This window comes from Paenibacillus sanguinis 2301083 = DSM 16941 (assembly GCF_000374825.1).
Taxonomy (GTDB): Bacteria; Bacillota; Bacilli; order Paenibacillales; family Paenibacillaceae; genus Fontibacillus; species Fontibacillus sanguinis.
Genome location: NZ_KB895377.1, coordinates 292,167 through 309,438 on the forward strand (window position 1 = coordinate 292,167; position 17,272 = coordinate 309,438).

Annotated in this window: 23 protein-coding genes; 22 read left to right on the forward strand and 1 reads right to left on the reverse strand. The window is 51.0% G+C overall.

Going from position 1 to position 17,272, the window contains the following annotated elements:
• Nucleotides 1-14 precede the first annotated feature (14 nt).
• The 12 genes from C557_RS0104815 (at nucleotide 15) to C557_RS0104870 (ending at nucleotide 8,820) form a co-directional block, all read left to right on the forward strand.
• Nucleotides 15-1,574 (forward strand): DUF935 domain-containing protein, encoded by a 1,560-nt coding sequence (locus C557_RS0104815; protein WP_018750699.1) that lies wholly within the window; start codon nucleotides 15-17, stop codon nucleotides 1,572-1,574.
• Nucleotides 1,571-2,314: a phage head morphogenesis protein gene (locus tag C557_RS0104820; RefSeq protein ID WP_018750700.1), complete on the forward strand. Its 744-nt coding sequence runs from the start codon at nucleotides 1,571-1,573 to the stop codon at nucleotides 2,312-2,314. The genes C557_RS0104815 and C557_RS0104820 overlap by 4 nt, the downstream gene beginning before the upstream one ends.
• A 112-nt stretch (nucleotides 2,315-2,426) precedes the next feature.
• On the forward strand, nucleotides 2,427-3,452 hold the full coding sequence (locus C557_RS0104825; protein WP_240472919.1) for a phage protease: 1,026 nt from the start codon (nucleotides 2,427-2,429) through the stop codon (nucleotides 3,450-3,452).
• A 28-nt stretch (nucleotides 3,453-3,480) separates the two neighbouring features.
• Nucleotides 3,481-3,876 carry a hypothetical protein gene (locus tag C557_RS0104830; protein ID WP_018750702.1) on the forward strand — a complete coding sequence of 132 codons (396 nt, stop codon included), beginning with the start codon at nucleotides 3,481-3,483 and terminating at the stop codon, nucleotides 3,874-3,876.
• A 64-nt stretch (nucleotides 3,877-3,940) separates the two neighbouring features.
• A complete protein-coding gene (locus C557_RS0104835; RefSeq protein WP_018750703.1) occupies nucleotides 3,941-4,828 on the forward strand; it encodes a Mu-like prophage major head subunit gpT family protein in 888 nt (295 codons plus the stop codon).
• 74 nt (nucleotides 4,829-4,902) lie between these two features.
• Complete coding sequence (locus C557_RS0104840) at nucleotides 4,903-5,325, forward strand: DUF1320 domain-containing protein (protein WP_240472920.1); 423 nt, start codon at nucleotides 4,903-4,905, stop codon at nucleotides 5,323-5,325.
• A gap of 2 nt (nucleotides 5,326-5,327) precedes the next feature.
• Entirely contained in the window at nucleotides 5,328-5,828 is a 501-nt protein-coding gene (locus tag C557_RS0104845; protein WP_018750705.1) for a phage virion morphogenesis protein, read from the forward strand.
• 3 nt (nucleotides 5,829-5,831) lie between these two features.
• Complete coding sequence (locus tag C557_RS0104850; RefSeq protein ID WP_018750706.1) at nucleotides 5,832-6,347, forward strand: hypothetical protein; 516 nt, start codon at nucleotides 5,832-5,834, stop codon at nucleotides 6,345-6,347.
• Entirely contained in the window at nucleotides 6,334-6,564 is a 231-nt protein-coding gene (locus tag C557_RS0104855; protein ID WP_018750707.1) for a hypothetical protein, read from the forward strand. Before C557_RS0104850 ends, C557_RS0104855 begins: the two co-directional genes overlap by 14 nt.
• Nucleotides 6,557-7,981: a DUF2586 domain-containing protein gene (locus C557_RS0104860; RefSeq protein WP_018750708.1), complete on the forward strand. Its 1,425-nt coding sequence runs from the start codon at nucleotides 6,557-6,559 to the stop codon at nucleotides 7,979-7,981. The genes C557_RS0104855 and C557_RS0104860 overlap by 8 nt, the downstream gene beginning before the upstream one ends.
• A gap of 3 nt (nucleotides 7,982-7,984) precedes the next feature.
• Nucleotides 7,985-8,419, forward strand: a complete 435-nt coding sequence (locus tag C557_RS0104865) for a hypothetical protein (protein WP_018750709.1) — start codon at nucleotides 7,985-7,987, stop codon at nucleotides 8,417-8,419.
• Between the two features lie 59 nt (nucleotides 8,420-8,478).
• The gene (locus tag C557_RS0104870) at nucleotides 8,479-8,820 is read left to right on the forward strand and encodes a DUF6848 family protein (RefSeq protein WP_018750710.1); all 342 of its coding nucleotides are present in this window, start codon (nucleotides 8,479-8,481) and stop codon (nucleotides 8,818-8,820) included.
• 217 nt (nucleotides 8,821-9,037) lie between these two features.
• Here C557_RS0104870 and C557_RS0104880 read toward each other — a convergent pair whose 3' ends face one another.
• Nucleotides 9,038-9,277 carry a hypothetical protein gene (locus tag C557_RS0104880; protein WP_018750712.1) on the reverse strand — a complete coding sequence of 80 codons (240 nt, stop codon included), beginning with the start codon at nucleotides 9,275-9,277 and terminating at the stop codon, nucleotides 9,038-9,040.
• A gap of 74 nt (nucleotides 9,278-9,351) precedes the next feature.
• Between C557_RS0104880 and C557_RS0104885 the strand changes: the two genes are divergently transcribed.
• The 10 genes from C557_RS0104885 to C557_RS0104930 are packed head-to-tail and all read left to right on the forward strand — an operon-like array spanning nucleotide 9,352 to nucleotide 17,253.
• Complete coding sequence (locus tag C557_RS0104885; RefSeq protein WP_018750713.1) at nucleotides 9,352-11,646, forward strand: phage tail tape measure protein; 2,295 nt, start codon at nucleotides 9,352-9,354, stop codon at nucleotides 11,644-11,646.
• Nucleotides 11,647-11,656: 10 nt separating this feature from the next.
• Nucleotides 11,657-12,280: a hypothetical protein gene (locus tag C557_RS0104890; RefSeq protein ID WP_018750714.1), complete on the forward strand. Its 624-nt coding sequence runs from the start codon at nucleotides 11,657-11,659 to the stop codon at nucleotides 12,278-12,280.
• A gap of 13 nt (nucleotides 12,281-12,293) precedes the next feature.
• Nucleotides 12,294-13,046: a hypothetical protein gene (locus C557_RS0104895; RefSeq protein ID WP_018750715.1), complete on the forward strand. Its 753-nt coding sequence runs from the start codon at nucleotides 12,294-12,296 to the stop codon at nucleotides 13,044-13,046.
• 12 nt (nucleotides 13,047-13,058) lie between these two features.
• Nucleotides 13,059-13,337 (forward strand): hypothetical protein, encoded by a 279-nt coding sequence (locus C557_RS0104900; RefSeq protein WP_018750716.1) that lies wholly within the window; start codon nucleotides 13,059-13,061, stop codon nucleotides 13,335-13,337.
• Nucleotides 13,337-13,747: a hypothetical protein gene (locus C557_RS0104905; RefSeq protein WP_018750717.1), complete on the forward strand. Its 411-nt coding sequence runs from the start codon at nucleotides 13,337-13,339 to the stop codon at nucleotides 13,745-13,747. The genes C557_RS0104900 and C557_RS0104905 overlap by 1 nt, the downstream gene beginning before the upstream one ends.
• On the forward strand, nucleotides 13,744-14,874 hold the full coding sequence (locus C557_RS0104910) for a baseplate J/gp47 family protein (protein ID WP_018750718.1): 1,131 nt from the start codon (nucleotides 13,744-13,746) through the stop codon (nucleotides 14,872-14,874). The genes C557_RS0104905 and C557_RS0104910 overlap by 4 nt, the downstream gene beginning before the upstream one ends.
• A 5-nt stretch (nucleotides 14,875-14,879) precedes the next feature.
• Nucleotides 14,880-15,686, forward strand: a complete 807-nt coding sequence (locus tag C557_RS24355) for a hypothetical protein (protein ID WP_018750719.1) — start codon at nucleotides 14,880-14,882, stop codon at nucleotides 15,684-15,686.
• A gap of 9 nt (nucleotides 15,687-15,695) precedes the next feature.
• Nucleotides 15,696-16,085 carry a phage tail-collar fiber domain-containing protein gene (locus C557_RS0104920; protein WP_018750720.1) on the forward strand — a complete coding sequence of 130 codons (390 nt, stop codon included), beginning with the start codon at nucleotides 15,696-15,698 and terminating at the stop codon, nucleotides 16,083-16,085.
• Between the two features lie 14 nt (nucleotides 16,086-16,099).
• Nucleotides 16,100-16,657 carry a tail fiber protein gene (locus C557_RS22965; RefSeq protein ID WP_018750721.1) on the forward strand — a complete coding sequence of 186 codons (558 nt, stop codon included), beginning with the start codon at nucleotides 16,100-16,102 and terminating at the stop codon, nucleotides 16,655-16,657.
• Nucleotides 16,658-16,677: 20 nt separating this feature from the next.
• On the forward strand, nucleotides 16,678-17,253 hold the full coding sequence (locus tag C557_RS0104930) for a hypothetical protein (protein WP_018750722.1): 576 nt from the start codon (nucleotides 16,678-16,680) through the stop codon (nucleotides 17,251-17,253).
• Nucleotides 17,254-17,272 lie beyond the last annotated feature (19 nt).

Consider the following 17,272-nt stretch of genomic DNA (forward strand, 5'->3'; position numbering starts at 1 on the left):
GGGGGTGAATCGAATTGGCAAAACGTAAAGGCAAACAGCAACAACGCTCTGCCCCGACCCCCAAACCGGATATGACGGAAATCAGCGTCGCCCAGGTTCAAGACAAATATTCGAGCTACCCGTCGAACGGGTTGACTCCGCAGCGTCTCGCGCAAATCTTCCGGGAAGCGGATGCTGGTGATGTGCTCCGGCAGATGGAGTTATTTGAAGAAATGGAGGAGAAAGATCCTCATTTGTTTAGCCAGCTCCAAACCCGTAAGAATGCCGTAACCGGCCTCGACTACGAGATCATCCCCTTTTCGGACGATGAGTTCGACAAACAGATCGCTGAATTTGTCAAGGAACAGGTTCAAGCTTTGGAGAACCTCGAAGACATTTTCATCGACCTTCTCGACGCGATCGGAAAGGGCATTTCGGTATCGGAAATCATATGGGAATACGACGATGGCCATACCGTCATCCAGGATATCAAATGGCGTCATCCGAAACGCCTCATATGGGATAACGACGATGTATTGAAAATCGCAACTCGTGAGTCTCCAAACGGAGTACCTCTCGTGCCTAATAAATTTGTAGTTCACCGCTACAAAGCAAGATCCGGACATCCATCCAGGGCGGGGGTGCTACGCGTTGTCGCCTGGATGTACTTGTTCAAAAATTACGACCTGAAGGATTGGGTTAGCTTTTGCGAAGTGTTTGGCATGCCGCTGCGGCTTGGTAAATACGATCCGTCTGCTTCGGAAGATGACAAGCTTGCCCTGATGCGTGCGTTGATCCAGATCGGGACCGACGCCGCCGGAATTATTCCGAACGGTACGGAGATCGAGTTCAAGGAATCCAGCAAGACGACGAGCATCAATGTATATGAGTCACTGGCAAGATATTGCGACGAGCAGATCTCCAAGGCGATCCTTGGCCAAACGCTAACTTCGGATTCCGGAAGCGGATCATATTCCCAATCGAAAACGCACAACGAGGTCCGGCACGACTTAACGGTCGCTGACTGTAAAGCGCTGGCGGCGACGCTCCGGCGAGATCTGATCCGCCCGTTGGTCTACTTCAATTTTGGAGAGGATCGACGGATTCCTTACCTTCGCTTTGACTGTGAAGAAGCGGACGACCTTAAACAAACAGCCGAGATCTACGACACCTTGATCTCCAAGGTTGGGCTCAAGGTTCCTACATCGCACATTTACAAGAAGTTCAGCATTCCAAAGCCTGAAGCTGACGAAGAAATCGCTACGCCGCCAGTGGCCGTAGCTGCTCCGTTCAAGGAGTCGCTCTCCGATCTGAAGGTTTTGAAAGATCAAGGGAAATCCACATCAACACAGGCGCAAATTGATGCCCTGGCCGATATGGCCATCAAGCATAACGCCGATGTATTCTCTAAGATTTTCGCCCCGATTCTCAATATGGTTGGCAAGGCTGAAAGCTTGAATGAGCTGAAGGCCAATCTGGAGGATCAGGATTTCGTAAACTCGCTATATGCCAAGATGGACGTCGAGGATCTCGACGAGCTGTTGGCAAAGTCGATGTTTTACGCCGACCTGACGGGGAGAGCTGATGATGTATGAAGGATCTCTTTGAGCTGCTGACCGAGCCGGACTTCAAGTTTGAGGAGGCAGCCGAGTTTTTCGGAAACAAGCTCCTTCTGAAGTCTTCTGAATTTTATCAGTTGGCCGAGGAATACCGGCATCAAGCATTTACGGTTTCGGGGTATAGCAAGATTCAGATCCTCAAGAAGTTTCAGGACGAGCTCCTGAAGGCGATTGAGGAAGGTCGGACGATGCGGGAATTCAAGGATCGGATGAACGACTTTCTGGAGCGCAGAGGCTACGAAGGGATTACGAACTTTCAGGCGGACAATATCTTCCGTACCAACGTTCAGACGGCCTACAACGTCGGGCATTACAAGCAAATGACCGATCCGTCCGTCCTGCGGCTGCGGCCATACTGGCAGTACGATGCCGTGAACGATCAGCACACCCGACCTTCACACCTTGCGATGGATGGCCGGGTCTTCCGGGCGGATGACCCGATCTGGAATACCTGGTATCCGCCGAACGGCTTCCGCTGCCGCTGCGGCGTCAAGACACTTTCCGAGCGGCAAGTTCGAGAGCGCGGCCTAACGGTCGAAACATCGCCGCCGGTATCGGCAGAAGTGAACGGACGATTCACGAACATCATTCCCGATCCAAACTTCGCGACGAACCCGGCCAAGGATGCTTTCAAACCGGATGTCAGCAGCTACCCTGAGCCGCTTCGAAAGGCGTTTGAGCAGCGAGAGAAACGAAAAACGAAAACGAGCCCCTAGAAGGCCGTTTAAGACGCCTTCCTATTTTGACTACCGAATAGTGGCTATGAATCTATTAACGACGTTATAACGCGTTCTAACGTCGTTACAGATGCAAATGACGGGTAAGGAGGTGATCACAATCAAAAAACTGATCGTTTGCTCGGCTGCCGCCACCGAGGTTGAAGGTGTTCCGGACATCGTTAAGATACTGCCCCTTGGCCTGGTGAAATCGCAAAAAGGAGACTTTGTCGTCGATGACGAGTCTTTCCAGGCGATGAAGGCAGCCATGGAAAAACGGAACCTGGACATCGTTGTGGACTATGAGCATCAAACCCTCGACAATGTGCAGGCTCCTGCAGGAGGCTGGATCAAAGAGATCATCCTCCAGCCTGACGCGATTGCCGCCAAAGTGGAATGGACACCGAAGGCTGTGGAGTACCTCAAGAATAAGGAATACCGTTACCTGTCACCTGTCGTCCTGGTTCGAAAAGCTGATACCAAAGCTGTTGTTTTACACTCGGTTGCTTTGACGAATACCCCGGCGATCGATGGTATGTTCCCGATCGTCAACTCGATTGACGTGACCGAGTACGAAGAAATCCAAAATGAACAAGGAGGAAACAAGATGAATGAATTTTTGAAGGAATGCGCGAAGATGCTGGGATTACCCGACGACGCGACAGACGAGGAAATTATTGCAAAAGTAAAGGAATGCTGCAAACAGTTTGCCGCACAAGACGGCATGGTAGCTAATAAGACCATCACTAGCCTGCTCGGCGTACCTGAGACTGCAAAAACCGAGGATGTTGCAGCTGCAATCATGGCGCTTAAAAACCCGAACGGATTTGTACCGGCAGCTGACTTTGTGGCTTTGAAAGCCCGGCTCGACAAAAAGGATTCGGACGAGCTGGTCACAAAAGCTCTGAAAGACGGCAAGATCTCCGCAGCTCAAAAGGAATGGGCTGAGGATTATGCACTCAAAGATCCGCAGGGGTTTGCCAAATTTGTTGAGAAAGCGCCGCAAACTGTTCCTCTTGGCGAGCTCGACATCGAAGCCAATAAGGACAAAGCCCCGGCGAACGACGAAACGACGCTGGCCGTATGCAAGCAGCTGGGCGTATCCCAGGAAGACCTCGAAAAATACGGCGACAAATAACAATTACTCTCTGAAAGGAGCTAAAAGCATGCTGACGCAAGGAAGAAACACTACGGAATTCGCTGGAAGATTGATCGTACTCCCCGTAAAAGGCGGGGCCAAAATCTTTGATGGAGCCCTGGTCGCCCTTGATGCGGATGGATTTGCGATCCCCGGTGAAAAAGCGCCTGATTTAACGGCAGCCGGTCGATCCGAAGAATTCGTCGATAACACAGCCGGGGCGGATGGCGCAGCTACAGTCCGGGTTGCCCGCGGCGTATTTACCTTCAATAACTCGGCGACCGGAGCTATCGCTCAAAAGGATGTACTGAAGAACTGCTATATCGAAGACGATGAGACTGTTTCCGTCACAGCCACGGATTCCAGCGTGGCCGGAAAAGTCTTGGGATTTGAAGGATCTGAAGTCATCGTGGAAATCCTGTAATCCCGTCCTTCATCACATTCGCTTGAATGAATCAAAAAACACTATCGAGGAGGAATAGATTCATATGATCGTAAACCAGCAAGCCCTTCGGGGTATCTATACCGGCTTTAAGGTGATCTTCCAGAAAGCCTTTGATCAATCGAAAACGAAATGGGAGCAAGTCGCGACCCTCGTTCCTAGCACGACCCGCGAAGAAAACTACAAGTGGTTAGGCAAATTTCCTAAGATGCGGGAATGGATTGGCGACCGTGAAATTCAGAACCTGGAAGCATCCGACTATACCATCAAGAACAAGGACCATGAATTGACGGTCGGCGTGGATCGTAACGACATTGAGGATGACAGTATCGGGATCTATACCCCGATTGTCGAAGAAATGGGCCAAAGTGCCGCCTTATATCCAGATGATCTTGTGTTCGGGTTACTTCGTGAGGGGTTCACTAAACCTTGCTATGACAAGAAACCTTTCTTTGCCACAGATCACAAGCTAGGCAAGAAGACGGTCAGCAACAAGGGTAAGAAGAAGCTTTCTCCCGATTCGTATAGCGCGGCCAGAACGGAGATCATGTCACTCACCGACGAGAAAGACAAGCCGCTGAAACTGGTTCCGAATTTGTTGGTTGTGGCTCCAGCAAACGAAAAGGAAGGCCGCAAGATTCTGCTGGCCGATCAAATTGACGGCACGACGAACACTTTGAAAGGAACAGCGGAACTGCTGGTTGTTCCGGAACTTGCCGGAGCGGATGACGCCTGGTATCTGCTTTGCACGAACCGCCCGCTCAAACCGCTCATTTATCAAAAGCGGAAAGAGCCGAAGTTCGTATCTCTGACAAATGAAACGGACACGAACGTTTTCATGAAGAAGCAGTTCCTTTATGGTGTGGATGGCCGCAGCAATGCCGGTTATGGCTTCTGGCAAATGGCCTACGGGTCTACTGGCGAAGAGATTTAATACTCCTCAAGCTATGAAACTATCGGCCTGAAAGGGTGGTTCTGATGTACTGCACCAACGAAGAAGTTCGGGGCATGATCAAAGACGACGCGTTGAACGTGCTGATCGGTAACGAATATATCGACGATCCGGACGAGCGCGAGCTGAAGATCGCCCCGATCATCGCCGGGGCCATTGCCGACGCCGCTGGGGAAATTGACGGGTATCTTGCAAAAAGATACCCCGTCCCCCTTTCCGTCGTTCCGAAGGCCATCAACAAGTTTGCCAAGGACATCGCCATATACAACTTGTTTTCCCGCATCGGCATTGACGAGTCCGAGAAGGACAAGAACTACTTGAACCGGTACAATGCCGCGATCCGCTTCTTTGAGAATGTAGCCAAAGGCATGATCGATATCGGCGTCAGCGGCGTCGGTAACGCCCAAAAGGCGAGCGCCGCCTTCTCCGCTCATTCAAGCGAAAGGCGATTCTCGCGAGATAGCATGCGGGGCATGTGATCATGTTCAGCATTCGACTGGAGGGCGACGTCCGGCGATTGATGAAGCGGCTGCGGCAGCTTGAAGAAGTCGATATTCGAGGTGTGGGCCGGGTCTTGGCCGAAGCGATACGGACTTCGACGCGCGAGCGATTCAAGGAGGAAAAAGGGCCGGACGGCAAAGGTTGGCAGTCGTCGATCCGAGCCTCCCAAAACGGCGGCACAACGTTGACAGATACGGCAGGCCTGAAGAACTCGATCAAGAGCAGCGTTTCCGCTAGCGGGTTTGCGGTCGGCACGAACAAAATCTATGCCCGCACCCATCAATTCGGAGAAAAAGGCCGCGAAGTCACGATCCGGGCCAAGACGTCGAAAGGCCTTGTCTTCCGGATCGGCGAGCGCTGGATTCGTAAACAACAGGTCAAAGTCACGATCAAGATCCCGGCCCGCCCGTTCCTCGGAATCAGCGAGGAAGACATGTTGGAAATCAAAGGCACGCTGGAAGATGCCTTGGCGGAGGAATAGACCATGATCGCAGAGTGCAAAGAGTATCTAATTTCAAAACTCAAACAAGCCGGGATCAAGTCGGAAATTCGGACGAGCATGAAATCGCTGAAGGAATTCCGAGACAGCCACGTCGGGGCTGTCATCCCCGAAGGCGACGCCTTTGCGCGAGCCTCCTCCAAGAAGGTTTATTTCGCTGAAGATGGGAGCAAGCACAAACGCCGGAAGCTGTACGACCGAACAATAACCATCACGGTTGTGATCGGCGAGTACGACCAGGAAAAATGCGATCGGATCTTCAGCTCCTTCATGGCCTCCCTGGACGCCGGTATTTACATCGACGGGAACTTTACGGCTATCGAAGTCGAGGAAGCCGATTGGGTTGATAAGGATGACAGCATCATTGCCGCCAAAATCGCCGTGCAACTGAAGGTGAAGTTCCTCGGCGGCATTTATAAAGACACAGACTTTGCTCCTGTCACGGATTACAACGTGCAGAGCATTGAACAAGTAAAGGAGGATGTACATGGCAGCGAGTAAAGAAGCATCAATTTCTCAGGGGCCGGCCCCTGAACTTCTGGAAATTGGCGAGCTGAAGCAAAGCCTTAACGTGCCGGATAACATCTATCAGGGCGTTCTTGCCGCAGAAAACTGGAAACCTGGGCGGCAAGTGAGCCAGGCCGATTTTGAAGCGGCCATCAAACGTTTTTGCGAGAGTCCGGTCATGGTCAAAAGGAAGGTGAAGAAGAATGCTTAGAGACGTCAAAACAACGATTACCGACGGAGGCCTGGGCGTCGGGACGGCATCCGGAACGGGGGTTCACGTAAAGATCGGCGTCTCCCCTGTGAAGTCTACCGCCCCGATCACGATCAGCGGTACGATGAGCCCAGCTAAAATCAAACAGCTGCTCGGCCTCTCCCCGCTTGCCGATGCTGTCCTGGACAGTGTCGATAACGGATCGGGCAAGATCTATTGTATCCCGGTTACGCCCAGCGTGGACGGTACGGTCGAAGCGGTACAAAAGACCGGCTCCGGAACCGGCGAGGTAACGGTTACGGGGAAGCCCAACGATGCCTATGAAATCATCGTCAAAATAACGGAATCCGGCGGCCTGAATGCGGCAGCCCTGCGCTATTCGGTTGATGGTGGATACTCCTTCAGCGATGAAATGACTGTGCCGCTAAGTGGCGAGCTGGTGATCCCGGAGACGGGCTTGACCTTCAAATTCTCAGAGGCGGCCACCGATCCGGTGAATTCGTTCCAGGTTGGCGATGAGTTTAGAGTCAAATCCGAAGCACCGCAAATGTCCAACCAGGACATGCTTGATGCATTGGCCACGCTTCGGAACGCCTCGATCTCTTTTGAATTCATCCATATTGTCGGAGATTCATCCCGAGCGCTTTGGTTTGCGGTGGCTACGGAGCTGACCACCCTGCGAGATACGTACAAAAAGCCAGTCTTCGCCGTGCTGGAAGCCCCGCGCCCAGAGGCGGGAGAAACCGTCGATGCGTACTATCAGCGTCTTGTGGACGAACGGAAGGGCTTGAGTCATACCGACGTTCAGGTCATCGCCGCCCGCAGCTTGTATACCAAGTCCGATGGACGGACGATGGACATCAACAACGCCGGGATCGTGTGCGGTTGGTATTCGCTGGCTGGTGTGCAGCAATCTATTGGCGAGACAAAAGCCTTCAGCGTTACGGAGTCCAAAATGCTGAAGCTGCTGCCGGAAGGAATCGAAGACTACATCGGCCTGCTGGATGACGAGAAGTATCTCACGTTCCGGAAATACGAAGGATTGGAAGGCTTCTATGTCACGAACGCTCGAATGATGGCGCCGGATGGATCGGACTACCGGTACGCCGAGGACGTGCGGGTTAAGAACAAGCTGATCCGCGAGACACGGAAAGAAGCCCTGAAGCAGCTGCAAGGCCAGGTGGATATGTCGGATGTCCAGGGCAGTCTGGAAGCGATCGCTAAGTTCATCGAAACCCCGATCGACGATATGGCCCGCGCCAAGGAGATCTCCTCCGGGCGGATCATCGTTCCTGAAGACCAGGATATTCTAGTCAGCGAAACGCTCAAGGTGATCATTCGGTTCGTACCCATTGGCCGGATTCGGGAAATCGATATCGACCTTGGCATGGAAAATCCGTTTACAGGAGGCGCTTAATTCATGTCGATTATTAACGGCAAGGTATACGATTGGAGCGATGTTACGGTGGCCGTTCCCGGCCTGAACCTTGAGCTCCAGGAAATCAGCTACAACGACGAGCTGGAGAAAGAAGTCGCCTATGGTCGTGGCCAGCGCCCGAGAGGCTACGGTGAAGGGAATTACAAATCGGAAGGAAAGATGTCCCTTCTTCGCGATGACTTCGACGATTTGATTGACTACTGCAAATCGCAAGGCGTCCCTCTGTACAAGCTGGTCATCCCCAAGATCGTCGTCAGTTACGCCAATGATGGCGGCAGGACGAGAACGGATGTCCTTAACACCGTGACGATTACGAAGGCCGATCAGAAGAATGCACAAGGCGACAAATCCCTGAAGGTGGATCTCGACTTGCTCATTGTAAACGGCATCGATCGGGACGGAGTCAAGCCGGTTTAAAGACTTCATCTTCCCTATCAAATTATCAAAAAAAAATGACAAATTCGGAGGAGATACCCATGAGCAATCCTAAAGAAGCGTCCAAGGTCGAGGAGTATAAATCGAAGTACGGCAAGGTCTACCAGGTCAAAGCAACGATCGAACCTGATGACGCGACTACGGTGGATCTGGAATATTGCTTCAAGCGCCCCGCCACGGCCAGCTATGACCGGTACGTAAAAGGCACGGCGCAAAGCCCGACCAAAGCGCTGAAGAACTTCATCCTGGATAACATCGTGGAAGAACAGGCCGCGAAGCTTGAGGCGGATCTGGAAGAATATCCGGCGCTCTCGCTTGCGATCGGCGAGAAGCTGCTGGCCATGCTTGGGCTTAGCAAAGACGTAAATTTAAAGCAGCTTTAGAGAGTGCCCTTCAGGAGGTAAAAGGCAACGTTATAGAATCCGGAACACTGGAAATCTATCGCTTTTTGCCTCCTGCTCTTCTAAAGACCGAACCGGGGCAAATGGATCTGGAGGAGTTCATTCATACTCTCGCCCAGGCGAGGTATGTTCAGGAAGTTGAAGAGATCATTTTGGCGAAGGCGATTGTGAGGGTATTCGGGGATTAAAAAAACCGCCCTTAAAAGGACGGTTTCTGGCGGCGAATCCAGCTTTTATAAAGTATGGTCGCGTGCTTCACGATCTTCCAAAACTTTTCATCTTTCTTGTCAAGGTGTCGGCCCAACGTATGCTGGTTTCCCATCCATAAAGCATAAGGGATTATGTAAATTCCGAGTGGGACAAAGATGAGGACCGATATAATCGCACCAGCGCAGAGTGCAAAAAACAATACTTGAACCATGAACCAAATCGCAGTCACTTGTATTCCTCCTTACGAATCGTTGTTTCCAATATATCACAAATAATCACAAAAGAAAGGAGGTAGGCCATAACATGAGTCTCGATTCTGTGTTCAGGCTGTCGGTCATTGTCGGCATGATCGACCAGCTAACCGGACCTATGAGCCGGATCTCTTCCACGGTAGACGGCTCGGTTAGCCGGATTGATAGGCTAAATCAAAGCTTCGGCAGTATGACCAAAACGGGACTTGTCATGACCGGGCTCGGCGCGCAAATCACGGACACAGCCCTCGCCCCTGTCGAAGCAACGTTCGAAACGCAGCGCGCGCTTGGCGAACTGAAATCCGTTGGGGTTAAGGACTTGCAGGCGCTAGAGCAGGCATCAGAGAACTTCTCCGACACTTGGGCCGGAACGTCGAAAGCTCAATTTATCTCCGCTGCCTATGACATCAAATCAGGGATCGCATCCCTGAATGACGAAGCCGTTGCGAAATATACGGAAATGGCCGGTATTACGGCCAAAGGAACGAAAGCTACCATCGCAGAGATGACCTCGTTGTTCGCGACCGGCTACGGGATTTACAAAGGCTTCTACAAAGATATGAGTGATATCGACTTTGGCGAGATGTTTGCGGCTGGTATTGGCCATGCGGCCAACATCTTTAAGACGGACGGTCCGCAAATGGCGCAAGCGATCTCCTCCTTGGGAGCTGCGGCGACTTCGGCCAAAGTCCCGATGGAAGAACAATTCGCTATCCTTGGCATGCTTCAGGCAACCATGAGCGGCAGCGAGGCCGGGACGAAGTACCGGGCATTCTTGCAGTCGGCGGCCAGGGCCGGGGATACCTTAAAGCTTAAATTCACGGACGCGAATAACCAGCTTCTTTCCTTGCCTCAGATCCTTGATAAGCTCAGGGGCAAATTTGGAGATACCCTCGACGCTGCCGAGAAGATGCAAATTCAGAAGGCGTTCGGTACAGATGAAGCCGTAGCCATGGTGGATCTCATGTACAACAAAACGGGAGATCTTCAAGATGGCATTTTATCGCTGTATGACTCCATGGGTAAAGGGATCAGCGAAGTCAAGGAAATGGCTAATGCAATCAATGATACCAGCCCGGATAGGTGGGATTTGCTTCAGCAGAAAATCCATAACGTCGGCGAAGATGTAGGGAATATGCTCCTCCCGACATTCAACGCCTTTATTGATCGAGGCGAGCAAGTTGTATCGAGGGTTTCTAATTGGATCGATAGTCATCAGCAGCTAACCAAATACATCATGCTGACAATCATCACTATCGGTACATTGCTTGCAGCTGCTGGAACACTCATAACCACTATTGGCGGCATCGGGCTTATCGTTTCAAAAGGCGTGAGCATTTTCCTCGGATTTTACAAGGTCTTAAAAATGGGGAGCGACCTCTTTTTAACAATGCGGATAGTCGCTCTATACGCTGGCGATGGCATAAGAGCTTTCGGCAAAGGCATTTTGAGCGCTGCCCGAGCAATGCCTGGAATGATCGCTTCGGTATGGTCATTCACCGCTGCCCTGCTGGCCAATCCGGTCACATGGATCGTTATCGGCATCGTCGCCCTGATCGCGGCGATCATCCTGTTATGGACGAATTGGGACCGGGTCACGAGCTGGATCAAGAGCGCTTGGAACTCAGCGATTAATGGCATCGTCGCCGGGTTCAACTGGATCAAGAACTTGTTTGCCGGGATGCCGGTATGGCTTCAGGTGGCCATCGCCGCCTTCCTGCCGTTCATAGGCATTCCAATGTTGATAATAAACAATTGGGGAAGTATTAAGGCCTTCTTTGTGAATTTGTGGAATGGGGTCACTGAACTTTTCAGAAGTGGCATTCAGAAAGCCAAGGACATTATAACCGGCGCATTAACCTGGTTCCGCGAGTCCGGCTCCAAGGTGATCACCACCTTTACGGACGGGATCAAGAGCGTAATTAACAAGCCGGTGGAAATGGTCAAAAACGGCTTGGCTAAAGTCCGCGAGCTGCTCCCATTCTCCGATGCGCACACCGGACCGCTCTCGCAGTTGACCCTTTCCGGACGCCGAGTATTCGAAACGATCGGAACCGGCATGGAGCAAAGCCAGGATATTCCGGCTGAAATGACGGACAAGGCCTTTGGACAAATGGGACTTGGCCGCGATGGCGAAGTCAAAAAAATCAACTTGCGCGAGGCCTTTACCGAGAAATCGGAAAGCAACAATACAACGACCGAGAAAGAAACGGGGTTGTACATCCATACCCTGAATATCAATCCGGACATCAGCAAGATAAAAGACTTGCCGCTGCTGTTCGCATTGCTGAAGGAAATCGAAGATTACAACAATGGCAACGGGCCGACACCGGCCCCGGCTGGATAGGAGGACACCCATGATCTATGTCGATGATACCGGCGTGAAGGTTGGAGGCGTTGTCCTCCCCGGCCTTTTCAAAAGCATCGAAATCAAAGGCGAGGCCACGGTCGAGGAGCAAGAAGTCCAAGGCAAAACGGCCAAGCCCAAACAAGCCACCGGTTACGAGGATGGCAAAATCACCTTGGAGTTAATCCTGGAGGACAGCCCAAACATGACTAAGCTTCGGCGGCTGGAGATCATCCAGAAGCTCTTTCAGAAGCCTGGCCAGACAAAGCCGGAAGTGCATACGTTCGTCAGCTCGCACTCATCCGTTCGGGGGATCAATAAAGTCATATTCAAGTCCTTAGCCTCGCGTGAGCAAAACAATACCTCGTCGATCGCGGTGACTATTGAGCTCTGGCAATACGTAGCCACGAAGATTACGGCCACCAAAAAAGGCAGCTCCAAGAGCTCAAGCAAAAAGACGACCGCCAAAGCAGCCGCCAAGCCCAGCTCAACACTGAGTGCCGATTACAAGAGTTATTTGACCAGCGATCGCGGTGCGGCTCCGAAGACGACGAATAAGACATCCAAAACGGCTGCCGTCGATAACAAGAACACCTCGGTCTACAAAAACGGAATCCTGCGGATGCCGATGTAAAGGAGCGATTGCCATGGATGATGATCTGTTCTATCCGGAAATCAACGTCGAGCTTGGCCCCTATGGACTTTCGCAAGGGATTGAGATCGAAGTGTACTCTTCGGCAGACTCTTATTTTGATTGGGGTAAGGTCCGATTTACTGACCGGTTCCAGGAGCAGATTTCCGTTGCCAAAAGGGACGCCGCTGTCGTTAAGATCGGATATAACGGCAATCTGGACGAAGTGTTCCAGGGATTCGTTGTCAGCCCGTATTCCGGCGGCAGCAACCAGGACGAGATCATCCTGAAGGACGCCATGGTTTTGTTGGAGGATACGCTGATCACGAACACCTTTCTTGATGCAACGCCCCAGGAGATCCTTTCCTTTTGCCTGGGCAAGGCCGGAATCAGCGAAGCGAGGATCTCATCTAAGATTTACGCAAAGAAAGCCTCCGTGCCAATCTTTCGGAAGAACGTCATTTCGGTCATCGAAACCGTTCATTCCCTCTGGAAGATCAAAGAGCCATTCTTCTTCTCTTCCGGGGTCTTTTACTGGGGCGAGCAGCCAGAGCAGGACAAAATCTATGAATTCGAGTATGCCGAGAACATCGTTTCCCTCGAAAAATTCGGAGGGCTTTGGCAGCTAGAAACGGTCGCCGCTCCATTTGTGCGGCACTCTCATTTAATCAATGTCTCACATCCGAAAGTATCCGGCCAATTCGCGGTGAAGAAGGTGGTTTTCACCACGGAGGTCACCGGCTTCATCCGGACGAAAATCTATTTTTAGGTGGTGGTTTCCATGTCGATCGTTGAAATGACCAATGCGGCAATCGACAAGCGCATGAAAACCGAATATCCGCATCTTCTGTATCCGGCAGCCATGCGGGCCAAGATTACCCGCGCCGCCGCTGGCCAGTATAATCTCAAAGTTCTGGACGATACCGGCGCTGTCGATGATCGATTCCCGGAGATCCCGAACGTGAAGTCGGATCAAGCTTTTGAAGTGGATGACACGGTGGCCATCCTGCTAATGTATGGCCAGCTCGATCCCTACATCGTCGGCAAGGTGGTGAGCTGATGGCTGGATTAAACGACACAGACATCCTGCTAAACGAGGATTGGCAGCTCGCCCCTGCGGCCAATGGCGATGCGCTTGTGGTTTCCGGACCGGACTGTTTCTTTCAGGACATCCGACTAGAGGCGATGACCCAAGAAGGCGAGCTGTTCTATGACGAAACTTGGGGCTGGTCGCTGCTTGATTTTATCCAATCAACGGACGATGAGCTCACCAGGCTTGAACTCGCCCAGCGCGTTCAGCTGAAGCTATCTAGACGCGAGGAAATCAACTCGGAGACGATCGCGGCCAATGTTCAATTTGCCGACGACAAGATCGGCGTCCAGATATCCTTCAAGTTCCAAGGCGACGATCTGCAATATCAGCTCGACATCGAGCTGGACAGAGTGAAAGTTGAGGTGAAAATCGTATGATCGACGATCAGGTGATGAATCAGATCCTCCCCGTTCCTGATCGAGACGAGCTCGCAAGCTCTCTCCAGGAGGAGTTACAAGATGAAGGCTTCAGCATCACGAACTTCTCGCCTGGCGGCATATTCTACACGCTGATGATGATCGCCATTCAGATCCGGATCGACCTGGTCACGCTCTTCCGCAACGTCTTAAACAATATGTTCGTTTCTCACGCTGAAGGCGATTGGCTGGAGCTGAAGGCTGCCGACTTCTCCAAGAAGCGCAAGCAGCCGGTGAAGACCAGGGGTAATGTTACGCTGAAGCGTGCGGCAGCCGGTGAAGCGATCCGGATAGCCAAGGGCGATATTTTCAAAACCGAAGCGGACATCATGGGCGAGGAGCTTCGATTCGTTGTCCTGGAGAACGTCACGATGCCAGCGGATGCCCTCACCTATCGCGTGCCGGTGGAAGCTGAGAAAGTGGGCTCGGCCTACAACGTGCCGCCGGGTCAGATCCGGCGCTCCCTGACGCATATTGAAGGGATCGACGAAATCATGAATGAAGCCGATTGGATCTCTCGCGAGGGTAGCGACTTGGAGGACATTGAAAGCCTTCGGGCGCGCACTTTGAACAGCTGGTCAGAGCTTTCGACTCTCCCTATTGCAGCGAAATACAAATCGGTTTGTGAGGCGATCCCTGGCGTTCTCTTTGTTCAAGTGGACGACCTTCATCCTCGCGGCCAAGGAACCGTTGATATTATCGTCACCGGCACCGCCGGAACACCGAGCGAAGGTTTGCTCGCCCAAGTTCAGGCTGCAGCTGATTCCATTAAAGGACCGGACGATAATGTTCTTGCTAAGCCCTCCGAAACCGTCACGCAGGACATCGCTGTCACGGTCTGGATTCCAGTGGATGCCTCGGAGGATGGCATCGAAACGAAGGCCACGGCCATCCTGACAGAACTGTTGCGCATCAAGAAAGGCCGAGACCTGAACGTGCTGAACCACGCAGACATTATCTATGCGATCCGCTCCGGAATCAGCATAAGCAAGAACGTCAAGGTCACTAATCCGCCGCAGGACGTTGTCCTGGACAATAACAAGGTGATTGTGCTTGGATCGGTCAGCATCACTATTTTGAGGGGGTAATGGCCATGTTCGAGAAGTTCGTCGATTATATGTACTACCTCCTGTTCGGCCCCCTGAAAAAGGTCATCAAGAAAAACAACCAGTTCTACATCTTTTTCAAGGTGATCAGTAAGCTGTTCGACCAGACCAAGCAGGACATTTTCCGGGTGCGCGAGGAGTCCATGATTATTTCGGCCAGTGAGCGGATTCTCGAAGAACATGGCCGCGAACGGGACATGCCCCGACTAAAGGGTGAGGATATTGAAAGCTACAGAATGCGGCTGCTCATGAAAAACGTCATCGCCGAACAAGCCGGGACGAAGAATGGCATTCTGACCGCATTGAAGGCTCTTGGATACGATCAGTCTTACATCGAACCCTATTATCTATATGATCCGGATCGCTGGGCTGAGTTCATCATCTACCTTGGCAGCAAGACACCACCAGGAGTTAATAGTCTTTCTGTTATCAATGCTGAAGTAATGAAGATCAAACCAGCTCGTTCAAAGCCGAATTATGGGATAAGGTTTGATTTTCATAACAAGAGTCAGTTAGACACTTTGCTTCGACTTCGGACGCGAGTGAATTTTTTCGGAGGATATCCATGGTACTTGGACGGTGTTCAACTCCTTAATGGTCATCCCTCTTTGTCAGGGTGGGCCGGGAACCGACCACGTTTCAATAATCAGATGGTCATCCGGAGTAAAAACAGAAATGAAGCCAGCCAAGATGCCGTTATTCGACAGCGGCACAACTACTGGGTACTTGACGGTTCCGTCCCCTTGGACGGATCGCGGCTATTGAGTTCTTCGGAGACAATCGTAAATATTTAGGAGGTTAATATGGCAGAACAGGTATTGACGGTTACAACAGCTTATGCGCGTGCACAAGTAGCGCGTGCTCGGGCTGAAGGTGGTAGCCTAACCAAGGTGGTACAAATGGCGTTCGGAAATGGTGGCGTTGATTCCTCGGGTAATCCTTTGCCAGTGGATGGAACTGAAGAAACGCTTCGCAATGAGTTGCTGCGAAAGGATATCGACAGCTATGAATTCATTGCTCCTGCTACGATACGTTACCGCTGCCCGTTAGCGGAAAATGAGCTTACCGGACAGATCATAAATGAGTTGGCGTTGGTGGATACGGAAGGTAAATTCACGGCCCTACGAACCATGGGGAACAAGCTTAAAGATGGGGATATGGAATTTATATTTGAGGTAGATGACATCTATTAAGGGGGCGAAATGAAATGCCAATAAAACCACCGAGACGTTTTACCGTTACGGATCAGGGCCATGCGGACGTACTTAATAATCCGATCGATACGCTTTATGAAAACGATCAAGAGCTGCAAACACAGATTGAAAGTATTCGTACCAACCCCACCCAGAACGGCATTGTATCGAGCGTGGAGTTCCAAAATCATGCTAATAACTCTCAGATTCATATTACGGCAGCGGAACGAACAGCTTGGGATGCTTCGGAATCAAATGCAAAAGCTTATACCGATTTAAATGCGGCGAAAAAGTCTCATACACATACAGCATCCGACTTGCCTTCTGCAACCACGCAAGCGCGAGGCGTTACACAACTTAACACGTCAACCAGTAGTACAGCTACCGATCAGGCTGCGACTCCAAGTGCGGTGAAAGCTGCTTATGATAAAGCAGATGCGGCCTGGAATGCAAGTAAAACAGGTCCTGGAACAGACTATACAACAAAACGACCTAGGAATACTGCTCTAAAATCTGCTACGGATTTTACTTCATCTGAACTCGGCAATGGCGAAATTGGGTTCATATATTAAGGAGAGCGAGGTGCATAAAATTGCCGATCCGCTTTAACTATAACGGGGTAATTACTTCAGTAAAAAAAGTACAGACAAGCATTGGCGGAGTGATCCGTGATGCAAAAAAAGGTCAGTCAAACGTTGATGGGGTCATACGTAATTTTTGGTCTATCCTCCTCGATATTTATAAAGCAGGCGTTGAAAATATCACTTTGGTTGCCGGTTATCATACAACATACGGTACGATCTCTAAAAACTCCGGAAGTATTGATGTTAAACTCACTGGAAATGTTGGTTCTGTAACAGAAGCATCTTATGTAACGGATGTACCCATAGACTTAGGCCCTTTCAGCAAAGTATGTATAGATTGGCAAAGTGTAGATAATTTTTCAGACAACTTTTGGAGTTATGTTATCGCAAGTACCAATAAGACAGGGAGTTATACTGAATCAAATGCAAGTGCTTTTAAAACAAAGACGTTCTCAAGAGAAATAACCGAAGTTGATGTATCGAATTTAACAGGATATCACTATATTCGGGTACATATCCGAATTGGTGGAGGGGCTAATGTCCCGAACATTAAAACCACAACATTTAATTTATGGCTCGAATAATATGAAAAGGAGAAATGGA

Bases quoted from the DNA above. Each gene is read 5' to 3' on its own strand.
- C557_RS0104890 (WP_018750714.1), top strand. From the start codon at position 11,657: ATGATCTATGTCGATGATACCGGCGTGAAGGTTGGAGGCGTTGTCCTC.
- C557_RS0104870 (WP_018750710.1), top strand. From the start codon at position 8,479: ATGAGCAATCCTAAAGAAGCGTCCAAGGTCGAGGAGTATAAATCGAAG.
- C557_RS0104820 (WP_018750700.1), top strand. From the start codon at position 1,571: ATGAAGGATCTCTTTGAGCTGCTGACCGAGCCGGACTTCAAGTTTGAG.
- C557_RS0104910 (WP_018750718.1), top strand. From the start codon at position 13,744: ATGATCGACGATCAGGTGATGAATCAGATCCTCCCCGTTCCTGATCGA.
- C557_RS0104885 (WP_018750713.1), top strand. From the start codon at position 9,352: ATGAGTCTCGATTCTGTGTTCAGGCTGTCGGTCATTGTCGGCATGATC.
- C557_RS24355 (WP_018750719.1), top strand. From the start codon at position 14,880: ATGTTCGAGAAGTTCGTCGATTATATGTACTACCTCCTGTTCGGCCCC.
- C557_RS0104865 (WP_018750709.1), top strand. From the start codon at position 7,985: ATGTCGATTATTAACGGCAAGGTATACGATTGGAGCGATGTTACGGTG.
- C557_RS0104860 (WP_018750708.1), top strand. From the start codon at position 6,557: ATGCTTAGAGACGTCAAAACAACGATTACCGACGGAGGCCTGGGCGTC.
- C557_RS0104850 (WP_018750706.1), top strand. From the start codon at position 5,832: ATGATCGCAGAGTGCAAAGAGTATCTAATTTCAAAACTCAAACAAGCC.
- C557_RS0104830 (WP_018750702.1), top strand. From the start codon at position 3,481: ATGCTGACGCAAGGAAGAAACACTACGGAATTCGCTGGAAGATTGATC.
- C557_RS0104840 (WP_240472920.1), top strand. From the start codon at position 4,903: ATGATCAAAGACGACGCGTTGAACGTGCTGATCGGTAACGAATATATC.
- C557_RS0104895 (WP_018750715.1), top strand. From the start codon at position 12,294: ATGGATGATGATCTGTTCTATCCGGAAATCAACGTCGAGCTTGGCCCC.
- C557_RS0104905 (WP_018750717.1), top strand. From the start codon at position 13,337: ATGGCTGGATTAAACGACACAGACATCCTGCTAAACGAGGATTGGCAG.
- C557_RS0104835 (WP_018750703.1), top strand. From the start codon at position 3,941: ATGATCGTAAACCAGCAAGCCCTTCGGGGTATCTATACCGGCTTTAAG.
- C557_RS22965 (WP_018750721.1), top strand. From the start codon at position 16,100: ATGCCAATAAAACCACCGAGACGTTTTACCGTTACGGATCAGGGCCAT.
- C557_RS0104845 (WP_018750705.1), top strand. From the start codon at position 5,328: ATGTTCAGCATTCGACTGGAGGGCGACGTCCGGCGATTGATGAAGCGG.
- C557_RS0104920 (WP_018750720.1), top strand. From the start codon at position 15,696: ATGGCAGAACAGGTATTGACGGTTACAACAGCTTATGCGCGTGCACAA.
- C557_RS0104855 (WP_018750707.1), top strand. From the start codon at position 6,334: ATGGCAGCGAGTAAAGAAGCATCAATTTCTCAGGGGCCGGCCCCTGAA.
- C557_RS0104900 (WP_018750716.1), top strand. From the start codon at position 13,059: ATGTCGATCGTTGAAATGACCAATGCGGCAATCGACAAGCGCATGAAA.